Consider the following 16,003-nt stretch of genomic DNA (forward strand, 5'->3'; position numbering starts at 1 on the left):
GATGGGCACGCTTTTCCGCTGGCTCCTGCGGCTTTCCTTGGCAGGTATGGCCTTTATCCTGATCGGGTTGATCGCGGTCTATTACCTGGCCAGCCGGTCCCTGCCCGAATACGATGCGGATCACCGCGTCGCGGGACTGTCCGCCCCGGTGGAAATCGTCCGCGACAACAACAATGTTCCCCATATCTTTGGCGACAGCGATGCGGACGTGTTCTTCGGCCTTGGCTTTGCCCATGCCCAAGACCGGCTGTGGCAGATGACCATGATGCGGCGCACCGCGCAGGGGCGCCTGTCCGAACTGTTCGGCGAACGCACCCTGAAGATCGACGAATTGCTGCGGCGGCTGGACATCTACCGCCTGGCGCAGGACTCGGTCGCCGTACAGGATCCAGACACCCGCGCCGCGTTAGAGGCCTATGCAAGGGGCGTGAACGCCTGGATCACGACCGTCAACGACCAGGCCAAGGGGCGCGGTGCGCCCGAGTTCTTTCTCTTCGAACCCGAGGTCGCCTATTGGCAGCCCGCCGACTCGCTGGCGATCATCAAGCTGATGGGCCTGCGCCTGTCCGCCCACCTGGAACAAGAGGTGCTGCGCGCCCGCCTGTCGCTACTGCTGGATGAGGGACGCGTGCGCGACCTGATGCCCGACGCGCCCGGCCGCGGCCTGATCGATCTGCCCGATTACGCATCCCTGGCCCCGGGTGTCCAACCCTCCACGGCGCCGCTGACCCGGCTGGCGGCGGGGCCGCTCTCGCCCTTCCCGCGCCGTGCCCTTGCGGGGGCCTCCAACGCATGGGCGGCCGCACCCGGACGTGCGGCGGCGGGCGGGACATTGCTGGCAAACGATCCCCATATGGGCTTTGCCGCTCCGGGGCCGTGGTACCTGGCCCGGCTGGATCTTTCCACGGGCGCGGTGATCGGCGGCACGATCCCGGGCATGCCGCTGGTGCTGGCGGGCCGCTCGGATCGGCTGGGCTGGGCTGTCACCTCGTCCTACCTGGATGATCAGGACGTGTTCCTTGAACAGTTGAACCCCGACAACCCCGAGGAATACCGCACCCCCGACGGCTTCAAGCCGTTCGAAACACGCCGCACGATCATCAAGGTCGCCGACGCGGCGCCGGTCACGGTCACCCTGCGCTGGACGGAAAACGGCCCGGTGCTGCCCGGCACCCATTACGACCTGGCCTCGGTGACGCCGCCGGGCCATGTCTCCACGCTGGGCTGGACGATCTTGTCGGGGGCGGACACCTCGATGAGTGCAGCCCTGGGCATCATGCGCGCACAGACCGTGGACGCGGCGATCGAGGCCGGGCGCTTCTTCGTGGCGCCGTCCCAGAACCTGACCGTTGTCGATCAGGAACGGATCGCCCTGCAAACCATCGGCGCGATGCCGCGCAGGCTGGCCGGTCATCAAAGCATGGGACGCATGCCGGTGCCCGGTTGGCGGGCCGAAAACCGCTGGCAAGGGCGACTGAACTATGCCGCCAACCCCCGTGTGATCGACCCCGACAGCGGCATCCTGGGCAATACCAACAACAAGCTGGTCGATCGGCCCTTCCCGTTGCATGTCAGCTATCACTGGGGCGACACGCAGCGCATCCAGCGCTGGCGCCGCCTGATGGAAAGCCGCAAGGTCCACACCCGCGAAAGCTTCATCGAGGCCCAGCTGGATACCGTGTCCTTTACCGCGCGGGCGCTGCTGCCGCTGATCGGGCGGGATCTGTGGTTCACCGGCGAACCGGCCCCGGCCGGCAGCCCCGAACGCCGGCGCCAACAGGCCCTGGACCTGCTGGCCGAGTGGAACGGCGAGATGAACGAGCACCTGCCCGAACCGCTGATCTACGCCGCCTGGTTGCGCCGCCTGCAAGACCGTCTGATCCGCGACGACCTGGGCCCCTTGGCCGACGAGTTCACCCATGTCGACCCGCTGTTCATCGAGCGCGTGTTCCGCAATGTCGACGGCGCGTCTGCATGGTGCGACATCCGCCAGTCCGGCCCCGTCGAAAGCTGCACCGAGATCGCCCGCCGCGCCCTGGACGAGGCGCTGCTATGGCTGGACGAAACCTATGGCGGCCAGCTCCAGTCGCTGCGTTGGGGTGAGGCGCACCAAGCCTGGCACGACCACCCGGTCCTGGGCGAAACCCCGTTCCTTAAATGGGTCGTCAACATCCGCCAGCCGACCTCGGGCGGGGACAATACCCTGAACCGGGGCCTGACGCGGGGCAGCGCGCCCGACCCCTTCACCAATGTCCATGGCGCAGGCTATCGCGGGGTCTACGATTTCGCCGACCCCGAAAGCTCGGTCTTCATCATCGCCACCGGGCAATCGGGCCACCCCCTCAGCCGCCATTACGACGATCTGGGCGAATTGTGGCGGCGCGGGGAATACATCCCGATGACGCTGGACCCGGACCTCGCCCGCGCGGCCGCTGTGGGCATCACCCGTCTGCGACCCCGCCGGAAATGAGACGCCGGCCCCGCAAGCGGTTCGTCACACCGCCCGCCGCGGACGCGTTCCGCCTTGACACCCCTGCCCAGGCGGCCGATGCCGTGGCGGTGTTGCGCGGCCGGGCACTGGACCTGCTGGCCGGGCATGGCGTCGTAATCCGCCACCCCGCGCTACAGGCCGCGCTGCGGCGCGCCGGCGCCCGCCCGGCCCGTGACGCCGATCGCCTGCGCCTGCCCCGCCCCCTGGTCGAAGAGGCGCTGGCAGCCACCCCGAAAACGGTCGCCCTCGCGGGCAAGATACCGGCGCGCGACATCGCCCTGCCCCGCGCCGATGGCGGTTTTGTCATGCGCACCGGCACCGGCGCACATCGCTACATCGCCCCCGATGGCACCAGCCGCCCGATGGACCTGCGCGCTGTGACCGAGATCGCCGCCGTGGCCGAAACGCTGTCCCAGGTCGGGTTCATCGCACACCCCTTCGTCCATGGCGTGCCCGAAAAGACGGCCGATATCCACGGCTACGCGGCCCTGATGGCCCGCACGACAAAACATGTCTGGATGCAGCCCTACCAGCGGCGCAACATCGGCTACCTGATGTGCATCGCCGCCGTCGCCGCCGGCGGCGAGGATGCCCTGCGCGCCCGCCCCCTGACCAGCGCGATTACCTGCGCCTTCAGCCCGCTGGAATTCAAGCGGATGGACAGCGAGGTGATCGTAGAGGCCGGGCGCTTCGGCGTTCCGCTGCATGCCTGTTCGCTGCCCTCGGGCGGGGGGACCGCCCCGTTTTCCGAAGGCGGCACCGCCTTGATCGCCGTGGCCGAGATCCTGGCGATGGTGACGATCGCCCATCATCTCGCACCGGGCACGCCCGTCATCGCCACGCCGCTGATCTTTACCCTGGACATGGCCACCGGCGCGGCGCAGATGGCCTGTGTGGAGTCGATACAGGCCGCCGCCCTGGCCGTGCGGGTTCTGAAACAGGGGTTCGGGCTGATCACGCACAGCTACGGGATGGGATGCGACACACCCCGCCCCGGCGCCCAGTCGATGGCCGAGCGCAGCCTGCTTGGCCAGGCCGTCTCGGCCGCCGGGGCGGATATCCTGGGCGGTGTCGGTCAGTTGCAGACCGCGACGGCGTTCAGCCCGGTCCAGGCCGTTCTGGACGACCAGATCGGTGCGATGTTGCGCCGCCTGCGACGCCCGCCACCCGTGGACGACGACAGCCTGAACTGGACCGGCCTGACCGCTATCCGGACGGGCGGGCACTTCCTGGCCGACCCGCATACCCTGGCCCGCTGCCGCCACGGATTGCAGCCGGGCGCCTTCCTGCGCCCCGGCCGCCAGTCCCATGACGCAAACGACGGGTTCACCGCACTGGATACCGCGCGCGAGGCCGCCCTTGCCGCCATCGCCGCCGCCCCCCAGGATGGCGTGCTGAGCACCGACCAACGCGCCGAGATCGCGGCCCTTGTCGCCCATGCCGACCGCCATGTTCCCGATGCCTTCGCCGAAACCGGCCCTGGCGTCTGACCGCGCCCTGCCGTTCTTTTTGGTAAAAATACCCCGGGGGGGTCCGGGGGGCAGCGCCCCCCGGCCTGCGCCCCCTAGAGTTGCCGGAACCGGGCCTGCTGCCGGGCGGTCCAGTTCACCCGCAGACGATAGCCGTCCTCGTCCTGTTCCTCATCCTCTACCACGCCCTGCTCATACAGCCAGGCACGCCGCTTCCCCTCGGCAAAGCCCAGCAACAGGTCCTGGCGGCTCCGGGCCTCGTCCAGGGCGGCCGTCACCGCCTCCATCAGCGGCGCCATCCCCGTGCCCGTCCAGGCCGACAGCGTCAGGATGTCATCGCGGCGGGCAGCGATGGTTTCCAGCGCGGCGCGCTCATCCGGGGGCAACAGGTCCGTCTTGTTCCAGACCTCGATCACCGGGGTCTCCTTGGCGACGCCCAGATCGGCCAGGATCGCGCGCACGTCCTCGGCCTGTTCCTCGGTGCCGGGATGCGCGATGTCGCGGACATGGCAGATCAGATCGGCCTCCAACACCTCTTCCAGGGTGGCGCGGAAGGCCGCGACCAGCTGCGTCGGCAGGTCCGAGATGAACCCCACCGTGTCGGACAGGATCACCTTCAGGCCCGTGGGCAACGTTACGGCCCGCATCGTCGGGTCCAGCGTGGCAAACAGCATGTCCTTGGCCATCACCTCGGCGCCGGTCAGGCGGTTGAACAGCGTGGACTTGCCCGCGTTGGTATACCCCACCAGCGCAACCACCGGGAACGGCACCTTGCGCCGGGCGGCGCGGTGCAGGTCGCGGGTTTTCACCACCTTGGCCAGTTGCCGCTTCAGCCGGGTGATCGCCTCGTCAATGGCGCGCCTGTCGGCCTCGATCTGGGTTTCACCGGGGCCGCCGACGAATCCCAAGCCGCCCCGCTGACGTTCCAGGTGGGTCCAGGCGCGGACCAGCCGCGTACGCTGATAGGACAGCGCAGCCAGTTCGACCTGCAGCACGCCCTCTCGGGTGCGGGCGCGGTCGGCAAAGATTTCTAGGATCAGGCCGGTCCGGTCCAGGATTTTAACCTTCCAGTCCCGTTCCAGGTTGCGCTGCTGGATCGGGGTCACCGGACCGTCAATCAGGACCAGTTCGACCTCTTCATCGCGAAAGCGTTCGCCCAACTCCTCCAGCTTGCCGGACCCGAACAGCAGCCCCGGCCGCACCTTTGGCAGCGGCACGATCTCTGCCCCGACGACCTGCATGTCGGGCAAGGCCGCGGCCAAGGCCACGGCCTCTTCCAGCGCGGGGCCCGCCTCGCGCCGGTCACGGTCGGACGTGATGTCCGGGTGCAGCACCCATGCGCGCGTGACGGTCGGGCCGTGCTCTTCAAAGCCGGCGGCGCTCAATCCTCACCGTCATACAGGTTGATGGGCTGCGACGGCATGATCGTGGAAATCGCGTGCTTGTAGACCAGCTGCGATTGCCCGTCGCGGCGCAGCAGTACGCAGAAATTGTCGAACCAGGTGATGACGCCCTGCAGCTTGACCCCGTTGATCAGAAAGATCGTGACCGGAACCTTGGTCTTGCGAACGTGGTTGAGAAATGCGTCTTGAAGATTCTGCTTGTCGGCAGCCATTTGTTCTTGCCCTTGTTGTCTGGACCTGCCCCTCGGCGGACAGCCGTCTCCCTACGGGGCGAGTATGAAGCGAGGTTTTCCGAGTTTCCAGCCCTTCCGTCGCCCCCACGGTGCGAAATCGCCGCCCGTGACACTCACGAGCGCCAGAATTCCGGGTTCATCAGGGCGATGATCGCCAGGGTTTCCAGCCGCCCCAGCACCATCGCCGCGGCCAGCACCATTCGGGCGTCATCCCCAAGCGCGGCGTAGGACAGGGCCGGATCGGCGGCCGCCCCGGCCAACGGGCCGGTCGTGGTCAGCGCCGCGACTGTCAGAACCATCGCGGCCTCGAAATCCAGCCCGGTCAGGCCCAAGGCCACCATGACCACCGCGACCGACAGTGCGAACAGCATGAAAAAGACAAAGGCGATCTGCGCCCCCTGTCGGCGGATGCGCCGGGCATAGGCCCCCGCGCCCCCGACGGAACTGGGATGGATCAGCTTTTCCATCTCACGCACGCCGTGCTTGTAAAGCGCGTAGATGCGCAACAGCTTGACCCCGCCCGCGGTGGTCGCCACGCCGCCGCCAAAGACCGCCAGCCCCACCAGGATCAGCCCCGGCGAGGGCAGCCCTGACCAATCCCGCGCCGCCGCCCATTCGCCCGACGTGAACCCCGTGGTCGTCAGGAAAGAGGTGACCGTGAAGACCGCCCCCCATAGCGCCTTGAGCGCGGCAATCCCGTTTTCGTCCACCGACCCGCCATAGGCGCCCATCCAGTGGCGCGCGATCAGAAAGGCAGTGACCAACCAGGCAATGGCGATCCCCATGCGGAATTCCAGGTCGCCGACCAACCCCCGCCAGCTTTCGGGGCGAAAATCGAACATGAATGTGCGCCGGGAAAACGCGAAGGCAAAGAACCAGAACAGCATGAACTCGCCCCACAGGCCGCTGGCCCCGCCTTCGACCCCGCCTACAGGCGAAATCCCCGATGTGGCCATCACCGCCATGGCATGACAGGCGGCCACCAGCGGCCCCTCGCCGGTCAGCAGCATCAGCACCCACAGGCTGGCGGTCAGGCCCAGATAAACCGGCGCCAGTTGCGCGCCGAAGCGGATCAGCCGCTCGCGCGCATCGGCTGTGGTTGTCGCCCCCGCAGCAGGCCGGGCGCGGCCCGTCACGCCGCCCTGCGTCGCGGTCACCTCGAACCCGCCCAGGTTCATCGGCGCCAGGATCGCAATGGCCGTCACCCACAGGAAATAGCCGCCCAGCCATCCAACCAGCGCGCGCCACAGATGCACCGCCGGGCCGGGATCCGCGCTGCCGTCAAAGATCGTCGCCCCCGTGGTCGTCAGGCAGGACACCATCTCGAAATAGGCGTCGATCAGGCGCAGGTCCGGCACTGCCTCTGTCAGGGGCACCGCCAGCATCAGCGGCAGCGCCGTGTAACAGCCCAGCATGGCCAGCAGGTGGCTGCGCGCCTGGTTCTTGACCGCGTTGTTGACCGTGGCAATGCCGATCAGCGTGGTCAGCATCCCGAACAACAGCGCCCCGTAAAAGAACGCGCGGGCGGCCTCGTGATCGTTGTCCACCAGGGCCACGGGCACCGGCACCAGCATAGCCAGCGCACCGATCCCCATCAGGATCACCAGAAAAGGAAGATCGGTGACCCGCGCCATCGTCAGAAGAAGTCAATCGAGACCTGGAGAAGCTGCTCGACCGCCGGGACGTCCGCGGACAGGGCAAAGATCGCCACCATGTCGCCCTCCTCGATCCGGGTGCGGCCGGTGGGGCGCACGACCTTGTCGCCCTTCTGCACCGCGCCGACCAGGGCCCCTTCGGGGAAGTCGATATTCGCGATGCGCTTGCCGCACATCGGCGAGGTGGACAGAACCTGCGCCTCCAGCACCTCGGCCTCGGCGTCGCCGATGGAATAGACGCCGCGCACGCGGCCGTGGCGCACATGGCGCAGGATGGAACTGACGGTGGTCGCGCGCGGATTGATATAGGCATCCACGTCCAGCGGCCCCATCAACGGCACCAGCGAGGGATCGTTGACCAGGCAGATCGCCATCGGGCAGCCGGCCATCTTGGCGCGCACCGCGGTCAGCAGGTTGGTCTTGTCGTCGTCGGTCACAGCCAGGATCGCGTCGGCGCGGTCGATATTGGCCTCGTGCAACAGCGCCACGTCCAACCCGTCGCCGTTCAGAACGATCGTCCGTTCCAGCGCGTCTGCGGCAATCTCGGCCCGGCGGCGGTCATGCTCGATCACCTTGGCGCGAATGCGGTGTTCCTGCCGTTCCAGGGCCTGCGCCACGGACAGGCCGACATTGCCACCGCCGACGATCACCACCCGTTCCTGCCGCTTGGTCGATTTGCCGAAAATTTCCAGCGTGCGGTTCACGTCCTCCACATGGGAAAAGGCGTAGATCTGGTCGTCGGGGAACAGCTGGTCGCCCGGTTCGGGGGCGAACAGCGTGCCCTCGCGGCGGATGCCGACCACCACCGCGCGCAGGGTCGAGAACAGCTCACTCAACTGGCGCAGGGGCGTGTTCAGCACCGGGCAGTCGGCCTCCAACGTGATGCCCAGCAATTGCGCGCCGCCCCGCAGAAAGCTTTCGGTGTCAAAGGTCGCAGGCGCGGCCAGCCGTTGCAGGGCTGCGTTTGCGACCTCGCGCTCGGGGCTGATGACCACATCGATGGGCATGTGTTCCCGGCGGTAAAGGTCGGAATAGATCGCCGCCAGGTAGGATTGCGCCCGCAGGCGGGCGATCTTGCGCGGGACCGCAAAGACCGAATGGGCCACCTGGCAGGTGACCATGTTGACCTCGTCCGAATAGGTCGCGGCGATGATCATGTCCGCATCCCGCGCGCCCGCCCGTTCCAGAACGTCCGGGTAAGAGGCGTGCCCGGCGATACCCTGCACGTCCAGCGCGTCGGTAGCACGCCGGATCAGGTCGCCGTCACGATCCACGATTGTAACGTCGTTCTTTTCGCCCGACAGGTGCCGCGCGATCTGCCAGCCGACCTGGCCCGCACCGCAGATGATGACCTTCATGGCCGCCTACGCCCCCAAGGAAGATGCCCCTTGCATTGCAGATGCCCGGTCATGGGTCAATCGGTGCCGTCGCCGGGCCCGACATGGGCCACCCGTGCCCCGCCCTTGGCCGAGGTCACAACCCCCAGCGTCTTGAGCTTGCGGTGCAGGGCAGAGCGTTCCATTCCGACGAAGCTGGCCGTGCGCGAGATATTGCCGCCAAAGCGGTTGATCTGGGTCAGCAGATATTCCCGCTCGAACAACTCGCGCGCCTCGCGCAGCGGCAGGGTCGCCAGACCGCCCGACAGCACCACGCGGCCCTCGTCCACCGGGGCCTCTGCCGGGACGGGCAGTTCGCTGGCGGCGATGGGGTCGCTGCCTTCGCCCAGGATCAGAACCCGTTCAATCACGTTCTTCAACTGGCGCACATTGCCCGGCCAGACCATCGTCTGCAGCAATGCTTCTGCCTCGGCGCTGAGTTCCCGCTGCGTCAGCCCCTGTTCGCGGTTGAAGCCCTTGATGAAATGCGTGGCCAGTTCGGGAATGTCCTCGCGCCGTTCATCCAGCGAGGGAACCTCGATCGGCACCACGTTCAGGCGATGGTATAATTCTTCCCGGAAATTGCCTGCCGCGATCTCGGCCGTCAGGTCGCACGTCGTGGACGAGATCACGCGAATATCCACACGCACCTTGTCGGACCCGCCAGAGCGCTGGAATTGCTGGTCCACCAGCACCCGCAGGATCTTGGACTGGGTGCCAAGGGGCATGTCGGCCACCTCGTCAAAGAACAGAACGCCCCCATGGGCCTGTTCCAGCAGGCCCGGTTCTATCCCGCGGTCCTGGCTTTCGCGGCCGAACAGCACCTCTTCCATCCGGTCGGGTTCGATAGAGGCAGAGTTGACCACCACGAAGGGCCGCCCCGACCGGCTGGAATTGGCGTGGATATAGCGGGCGGCCACCTCCTTGCCACAGCCCGGCGGGCCCGACAGCATCACCCGCCCGTTCGATTTCGTCACCTTGTCCAGCTGCGCCCGCAGCGCGCGGAACGCGGGGCTGGAGCCGACCATTTCCGCCTGCGCCACGTCGCGCCGCCGCAATTCCTGGTTCTCGCGGCGCAGCCGGGCGGCCTCCATCGCGCGGCGAATGACGACCAGCAACTGATCGATATTGAAGGGCTTTTCGATAAAATCATAGGCGCCCTGCTTGATCGCGGCCACCGCGATCTCGATGTTGCCGTGGCCAGAGATGATGACCACGGGGATATCGGGATTGTCGCGCTTGGTCGCGGTCAGGATGTCGATCCCGTCCATGCGGCTGTCCTTCAGCCAGATATCCAGGACCATCAGCGCCGGCGGCTCGGCGTTGATCTCGGCCATGCACTCTTCGGAATTCGCGGCCAGCCGCGTGGAATAGCCCTCGTCGATCAGGATATCCGAGATCAGTTCCCGAATGTCCCGCTCGTCGTCCACGATCAGGATGTCGCCCATCATTCCCTCCCCGAACTTGTTTCGTCCTGTGGCGGCACGCCCGGCCCGCCCAGGGTCAGCGGCAGCCGGATTTCTGCCAGCGCCCCGCGATGGGCGTCCGGCCCGAACGGTGCCGCATCGCGCAGATCCAGCGTGCCGCCATGTTCCTCGATGATCTTTTTGACGATCGGTAGGCCCAGCCCGGTGCCGCTGTCACGGGTCGTCACGTAAGGCTCGAACAGCCGCGCGCGATCCTCTGGCAGGCCGATCCCGTTATCGGCGATGGTGATGACGCCGAATTCGTCTTCTTGCCTCAGGCTGGTCCGAATTTCCGGCGCATACCCCTCGGGCGCCCCTTTTTCAACAAGGGTTTCCGTGGCTTCGCCAGCATTCTTCAGCAGGTTTGTCAGCGCCTGCGCAATCATCGTCGCGTCCAGTTCGGCGGGCATCTCGCTGTCCGGCAGATCCTCGACGAACCGCACGCCCGGCTGTCCGCTTTCCTGCAAAAGCAGCGCATCGCGCAGCAGCGCGGTCAGGTCCGCCCGTTTGCGCTCTGGCTCGGGCATCCGGGCGAACTTGGAAAACTCGTCCACGATGCGGCGCAGGTCGTCGGTCTGGCGCATGATGCGATCGGTCAGGTTCGCGACCTTGTCGGCGTCCTCCCCCTCCAACCGCCGGGCAAAACTGCGCTGTATGCGCTCTGCCGACAGCTTGATCGGGGTCAGCGGGTTCTTGATTTCATGCGCGATGCGGCGGGCCACGTCGCCCCAGGCGGCCATGCGCTGCGCGGTCACCAGATCCGTCACGTCATCGAAGGCCACGACATAGCCCTCCAGCCGCCCGTCCGACCGGCGCCGCGTGGCCATCCGAACCAGCAGGTTTTCCATCTTGCCCCGGCGCACCAATCGGATCTCGCCTTGCGCCACCTCCCGAGGACCGCCGCGCAGCTTGTTGAAAAGCTGCAGAAATTCCGGCGCGGCCTGTTCCAGGGAAACGCCGTTGTCGCGCTTTCCATCCAATTCCAGCAGGGTCAGCGCAGAGCGGTTCATGAACTCCACCCGGCCCTGGGCATCCAATCCCATGACGCCCGCCGTCACCGAGGACAGCACCGAGTCGAACAGCCGACGCCGCTGTTCGATCTGGCGGTTGGTTTCCAGCAGGGCCTCGCGCTGGCCCTTCAACTGCCGCGTCATCTGGTTGAACAGGCGTCCCAGCATCGCGATTTCGTCGTCTCCGACCTCTTCGCGCACCTGCACGTCCAGATCGCCCGCGCCCACCTGTTGCGCCGCGCCCGCCAGCCGCCCCACCGGCCGCGACAGGCGTTCGGCGAACCACAACCCCAGCCAGACCGCGGCCAGGATCAGAATGGCGGCGAACCCCAGATAAAGCAGGCCGAATTCGAACAGGACGCGGCCGCGCTCGCTTTCCAGCTGGTGGTAGAGGCGGACGGTTTCCTGGGTGTCGTCCAGCAGGTTCAGGATGTCCCCGTCCACCGTGCGGGAAATATAAAGGAAGCGGTCCACATAGGCGCCAAGCCGCAAGAGCGCGCGAAACTCGTTATTGTCCCAGTCCTCGATGATGACGGTTTCACCGTCGGCTGCGCGGGACAGATCCTCGGGGGGCGGACGCTCATAGTCGAACAGGTAAGACCGTTCGCCCCGTGCCTGGATCTCGCCCGTGCCGTCGATGACATAGGCCTCTTTCAGGCCGCGCTGCACTCGGCTTTGGGCCTGTGTCAGCAATTGGCGCACCTCGCCGTCGGACAGGAAAAACGTCGCCTGCCGCGCCACGTTCAGGTACCCGGCCAGCGATTCCGCATCCGTGGCCAGATCGCGGCGGTGTTCCTCTTCATACGCTTCGGCCGCCGCCAGCGAGGCGCCGACCACGTTGCGCACCCGGTCGGAAAACCAGCCCTCCAGCCCGATATTGATGGTCAACCCCGCAAAGACCGCGACCAGAACCGTCGGGATCAGCGCGATCAGCGCAAAGACCCCGGTCAGCCGCAAGTGCAGACGCGAGCCCGCGGAATGGCGCCGTCTTGCCGCGATCATCCGCGCGATGCGTTGAAACACCAGCGCGGCCACGACCAGCGCATAGACAAGATCGACCAGCAGAACCGCGCGCAGACCGGCCGAGGTCGCCCCCTGCCCCAGCGGCCCCAGCAACAGGAAGGTACCGATCGCCAGCACCGGACCCAGCACGACCACGCCCAGCGTCGCCGCGTTCTGCAGGCGCCGTGTCTTGCGCGCCTGCAAAAGCCGTTCGAGGGACATCTTTCCCGCCAGGGCTGGCACTGCCCGCCTCATCCTGCTGCACCGCTGCCGCGCGGCCTTGTTCGCGTCCCGGCGCCGAACTGCGTCCTTGGCGCCACGGGTGTTGCGAAACTACATCAACTTGCGGCGGCGTGTCACGCGAATATCCAGATCGTTGATCTTCTTGCGCAGGGTATTTCGGTTGATGCCCAGCAGATCGGCGCATTTGGCCTGGTTGCCGCCGGTGGCGTCCAGCGCAATCTCGATCAGCGGCATTTCCACCTCGCGCAGGATGCGGGCATACAGGCCCGGCGGCGGCAGCACGCCGCCATGCAGGTCGAAATAGCGGCGCAGGTGTTTGGCAACCGAGACCGACAGCTTTTCGCCGTCGCCGCCGCCCACCAGCGGCTCGATCTCGGGCTGGTTGCCCAGGACCGCCTCGACCTCGGCGCGGCCGATCACCTGCTCGGGGCTGGTCACCACAAGACGGCGGATGGTGTGTTCCAACTGACGGACATTGCCCGGCCAGCTATAGGCGCGGATCAGGTCCATCGCATCCTCGGCCAGTTGCCGCTGGGGCGTGCCGTCCCGTTCCGCACGGCCCAGGAAATGTTCGGCCAACAGCGGAATATCCTCGACCCGTTCGCGCAGGGACGGCACCGCCAGCGTGACGCCGCCCAGCCGGTAGAACAGATCCTGCCGAAAGGCACCCGCTTCCATCCGCGATGTCAAATCGCTTTGGCTGGTGGCCATGACGCGCGGCGCGCTGTCGCCGAAACTGTCCATCATGCGCACGATGCGGCCCTGGGCCTCGTCGTCGAAATCCGCGACCTCATCGAACAGGATCGAACCGCCCCGCGCCCGCGCAACCAGCGCCGAAGGGCCATCCGCCCCCTGCAGATCGCCCGCGGTCGCCACGATGAAGGGCAGGTTCCGCCGGTCGGAAAAATCGTGGATCGCCCGTGCGATCAGCGACTTGCCGGTGCCCGATTCACCCGTGACCAGAACCGGCAGATCGGCGTTCATCACCCGTGCCACCAGACGGTAAAGCGCCTGCATCTGCGGCGTGCGGCCAACCAGCGGCAGGTCGTCCTGTTCGGCGCTCGGGGTGGGAACCTCGGACACGGGCCGGGCACGGCGCTTGCTTTCCAGGGCGCGCGCGGCGCGTTTCATCAGGTCGGGCAGGTCAAAGGGTTTTGGCAGATAGTCATAGGCCTCGGCCTCGGCGGCCTGGATCGCCGTCATGATGGTGTTCTGAGCGGAGATCACGATCACCGGCAGACCGGGGCGATCCTGGGCGATCTTGGGCAGCATCTCCAGCCCGTTTCCGTCGGGCATGACCACGTCCGAGATCACCAGATCGCCCTTACCCTCGCCGACCCATCGCATCAGCGTGGTCAGCGAAGAGGTGGCATGCACCTTGCACCCCGCCCGCGTCAGCGCCTGCGTCAGCACGGTGCGGATCGTGCGGTCGTCATCGGCGACAAGAATGGTTCCGTCCATCGGGGTCAGTCCTTTTGCGGTTTCGGCGCGACCGGCAGCGAGACGCGGAACACCGTCCGGCCGGGGACGGAGTCCACGGCGATCCAGCCGCCATGGTCGGAGATGATCTTGGATACCAGCGCCAGGCCGAGCCCGGTGCCGTTTTCACGGCCAGACACGAAGGGCTCGAATATGTCGCCGGCAATCTCGGGCGGCAGGCCGGGGCCGTCGTCGACGATTTCCACCTGCAGGGGCACCGGCATCCCCGAGCCATCGGGATGGCGCAGCCGCAGCGACAGGTCATAGAAGGTGTGCAGCCGGATCGTGCCCCCCTGCGGCCCGGCGGCCTGGGCGGCGTTCTTGATGAGATTGGTAAAGACCTGCATCAGCTGATCGGCATCGGCCCAGGTGGGGGGCAGCGAGGGGTCGTAATCCTCGACGATGGCCATGTTCGCCGCATAGCCGACCGAGGCGGATTTGCGCACCCGGTCCAGCACGTCGTGGATGTTCACGGGCTTGCAATCGGGCGGGCGCAGGTTGCCGAACTGTTCGACCTGGTCCAGCAGCTTCACGATGCGGCGGCTTTCGGCGACGATCAGGTCGGTCATCTCGCGGTCGCCGTTGGACAGGTTCATCGACAGCAGTTGCGCAGCGCCGGTGATGCCCGCCAGCGGGTTCTTGATTTCGTGGGCCAGCATCTCGGCCATGCCGATGGCCGATTTCGCCGCCGATTTCACCGAATGCGCCCGCCCCAGCCGCCCGGCGATTTCACGGGGGGAAATCAGCAGCAGCAGGTGATCGGCCTGATCGTTCATCGGTGCGACCTGCAGATTGCACTCGACCGGCGGGCGCGTTCCGGCGGTGACATCCACGTCGTTGATGAACAGGGCGGCATGATTGGCCCGCACCCGGGCAAAGGCCTCGTCCAGCGGGGCATCGACGGCGATGCGGTCGAACACCGGCACCCCGCGCAGACCCTTGATGGTGGCATTCATGAACAGTTCTGCCGCGGGGTTGATCGCGGCCACCTTGTCCTCGGCGTCCAGCAGAAAGGTTGGAATGGGCAGGGCCGTCCAGATGGCATCTTGATCCAGGGTCATGCTGCGACCCTTTCACCGGACGTGCCTGCAAGGGCCTCTGGCAGCAGGGCCAGGACGCGTTCGGGATCGCGGGCGGTCAGCACCGCGCGGCGCAGATCTGTGGGCGTGCCCGCGTGATCCATGTACCAGCCCAGATGCTTACGCACGACACGAACCCCAAGGTCGCGCCCGTAAAAGGACAGCGCGTCCTGGTAATGACCGGCCACCATGGCGGCAAAGGCTGCCCCCTGTGGCGCCTCTGGCACCGGCTGGCCCTCCAGCGCCGCGGCGATCTGCGCCAGCAGCCAGGGCCGCCCCTGTATGCCGCGCCCGACCATCACGCCATCGGCGCCGGAGTGATCCAGGGCGCGGCGGGCGCTTGGCCCGTCGACGATATCGCCATTCGCGATGACCGGCACCGAAACGGCCTGTTTGACCGCGCGGATCGCCGCCCAGTCCGCCCGCCCCGTGTAAAACTGGCACCGGGTCCGGCCGTGGATCGTGATCATCTGCACGCCCGCAGCCTGGGCCCGGGCGGCGATATCCGGGGCGTTTATCGTGCCCTCGTCCCACCCCAGCCGCATCTTCAGCGTGACCGGGACAGACACGGCACCCACCACCGCCCCTATCAGCGACAGCGCACGGTCCGGGTCGCGCATAAGCGCCGAGCCGGAATAGCCCCCGGTCACCTTCTTGGCCGGGCAGCCCATGTTGATGTCGATGATACGGGCGCCCTGCCCCTCGACCAGGCGCGCGGCGCGGGCCATCCAGACCGGATCGCGCCCGGCCAGCTGGACGGCGGTTGCCGCCTCGCCCAGCCCCAGGGCCGCGCGTTCGCGCACACCGGGTTTGGCCTGAACCATTTCTTGGCTGGCCACCATTTCGGACACGACCAGCCCCGCGCCAAAGCGGACCACGAGCCGACGAAAAGGCAGATCGGTGATGCCAGCCATGGGGGCCAGCAGGACGGGCGGGTCTAGGGGGATATTTGCCACCTGAATGGCCAATTGATTAATCCTTGTGCATTCGGGATGGATGTAACAACGCTGGGCGCCAATGGCAATCGGCGGGGCCGCGCTGCACCCGCAGAAAAACGCGCATGCCCAAAATTTAAGCGCATGATATCGGCAGATTGC

11 protein-coding genes are annotated in these 16,003 nt (G+C 66.9%); 2 read left to right on the forward strand and 9 right to left on the reverse strand.

The window, feature by feature from the left end; all coding sequences use genetic code 11:
- Position 1 precedes the first annotated feature (1 nt).
- Both EV656_RS06380 and EV656_RS06385 read left to right on the forward strand, forming a co-directional pair.
- On the forward strand, positions 2 to 2,470 hold the full coding sequence (locus EV656_RS06380) for a penicillin acylase family protein (RefSeq protein WP_132601107.1): 2,469 nt from the start codon (positions 2 to 4) through the stop codon (positions 2,468 to 2,470).
- The gene (locus EV656_RS06385) at positions 2,467 to 3,981 is read left to right on the forward strand and encodes a trimethylamine methyltransferase family protein (protein WP_132601110.1); all 1,515 of its coding nucleotides are present in this window, start codon (positions 2,467 to 2,469) and stop codon (positions 3,979 to 3,981) included. Before EV656_RS06380 ends, EV656_RS06385 begins: the two co-directional genes overlap by 4 nt.
- 74 nt (positions 3,982 to 4,055) lie before the next feature.
- Here EV656_RS06385 and hflX read toward each other — a convergent pair whose 3' ends face one another.
- The 9 genes from hflX to dusB form a co-directional block, all read right to left on the reverse strand.
- Entirely contained in the window at positions 4,056 to 5,345 is a 1,290-nt protein-coding gene (gene hflX / locus EV656_RS06390) for a GTPase HflX (RefSeq protein WP_207287063.1), read from the reverse strand.
- Positions 5,342 to 5,575 carry an RNA chaperone Hfq gene (gene hfq / locus EV656_RS06395; protein WP_081535796.1) on the reverse strand — a complete coding sequence of 78 codons (234 nt, stop codon included), beginning with the start codon at positions 5,573 to 5,575 and terminating at the stop codon, positions 5,342 to 5,344. Before hfq ends, hflX begins: the two co-directional genes overlap by 4 nt.
- 134 nt (positions 5,576 to 5,709) lie before the next feature.
- Positions 5,710 to 7,230 (reverse strand): TrkH family potassium uptake protein, encoded by a 1,521-nt coding sequence (locus EV656_RS06400; RefSeq protein WP_132601113.1) that lies wholly within the window; start codon positions 7,228 to 7,230, stop codon positions 5,710 to 5,712.
- Between the two features lie 2 nt (positions 7,231 to 7,232).
- Positions 7,233 to 8,609: a Trk system potassium transporter TrkA gene (trkA, locus tag EV656_RS06405; protein WP_132601116.1), complete on the reverse strand. Its 1,377-nt coding sequence runs from the start codon at positions 8,607 to 8,609 to the stop codon at positions 7,233 to 7,235.
- Positions 8,610 to 8,665: 56 nt separating this feature from the next.
- On the reverse strand, positions 8,666 to 10,075 hold the full coding sequence (gene ntrX, locus EV656_RS06410; RefSeq protein WP_132601119.1) for a nitrogen assimilation response regulator NtrX: 1,410 nt from the start codon (positions 10,073 to 10,075) through the stop codon (positions 8,666 to 8,668).
- Complete coding sequence (locus EV656_RS06415) at positions 10,075 to 12,327, reverse strand: sensor histidine kinase NtrY-like (protein ID WP_242469017.1); 2,253 nt, start codon at positions 12,325 to 12,327, stop codon at positions 10,075 to 10,077. The genes ntrX and EV656_RS06415 overlap by 1 nt, the downstream gene beginning before the upstream one ends.
- 111 nt (positions 12,328 to 12,438) lie before the next feature.
- The gene (locus EV656_RS06420) at positions 12,439 to 13,809 is read right to left on the reverse strand and encodes a response regulator (RefSeq protein ID WP_132601125.1); all 1,371 of its coding nucleotides are present in this window, start codon (positions 13,807 to 13,809) and stop codon (positions 12,439 to 12,441) included.
- Between the two features lie 5 nt (positions 13,810 to 13,814).
- Complete coding sequence (locus tag EV656_RS06425; RefSeq protein WP_132601128.1) at positions 13,815 to 14,888, reverse strand: two-component system sensor histidine kinase NtrB; 1,074 nt, start codon at positions 14,886 to 14,888, stop codon at positions 13,815 to 13,817.
- Positions 14,885 to 15,868, reverse strand: coding sequence for a tRNA dihydrouridine synthase DusB (gene dusB, locus EV656_RS06430; protein WP_279432459.1), 984 nt, complete (start codon positions 15,866 to 15,868; stop codon positions 14,885 to 14,887). The genes EV656_RS06425 and dusB overlap by 4 nt, the downstream gene beginning before the upstream one ends.
- Positions 15,869 to 16,003: the final 135 nt, after the last annotated feature.

It is taken from the genome of Rhodovulum adriaticum (genome assembly GCF_004345735.1).
GTDB lineage: Bacteria > Pseudomonadota > Alphaproteobacteria > Rhodobacterales > Rhodobacteraceae > Rhodovulum > Rhodovulum adriaticum.

Coding starts and splice junctions, on each gene's coding strand:
- EV656_RS06380 (WP_132601107.1), top strand. CDS start 2: ATGGGCACGCTTTTCCGCTGGCTCCTGCGGCTTTCCTTGGCAGGTATG.
- EV656_RS06385 (WP_132601110.1), top strand. CDS start 2,467: ATGAGACGCCGGCCCCGCAAGCGGTTCGTCACACCGCCCGCCGCGGAC.
- hfq (WP_081535796.1), bottom strand. CDS start 5,575: ATGGCTGCCGACAAGCAGAATCTTCAAGACGCATTTCTCAACCACGTT.
- EV656_RS06400 (WP_132601113.1), bottom strand. CDS start 7,230: ATGGCGCGGGTCACCGATCTTCCTTTTCTGGTGATCCTGATGGGGATC.
- trkA (WP_132601116.1), bottom strand. CDS start 8,609: ATGAAGGTCATCATCTGCGGTGCGGGCCAGGTCGGCTGGCAGATCGCG.
- ntrX (WP_132601119.1), bottom strand. CDS start 10,075: ATGGGCGACATCCTGATCGTGGACGACGAGCGGGACATTCGGGAACTG.
- EV656_RS06415 (WP_242469017.1), bottom strand. CDS start 12,327: ATGTCCCTCGAACGGCTTTTGCAGGCGCGCAAGACACGGCGCCTGCAG.
- EV656_RS06420 (WP_132601125.1), bottom strand. CDS start 13,809: ATGGACGGAACCATTCTTGTCGCCGATGACGACCGCACGATCCGCACC.
- EV656_RS06425 (WP_132601128.1), bottom strand. CDS start 14,888: ATGACCCTGGATCAAGATGCCATCTGGACGGCCCTGCCCATTCCAACC.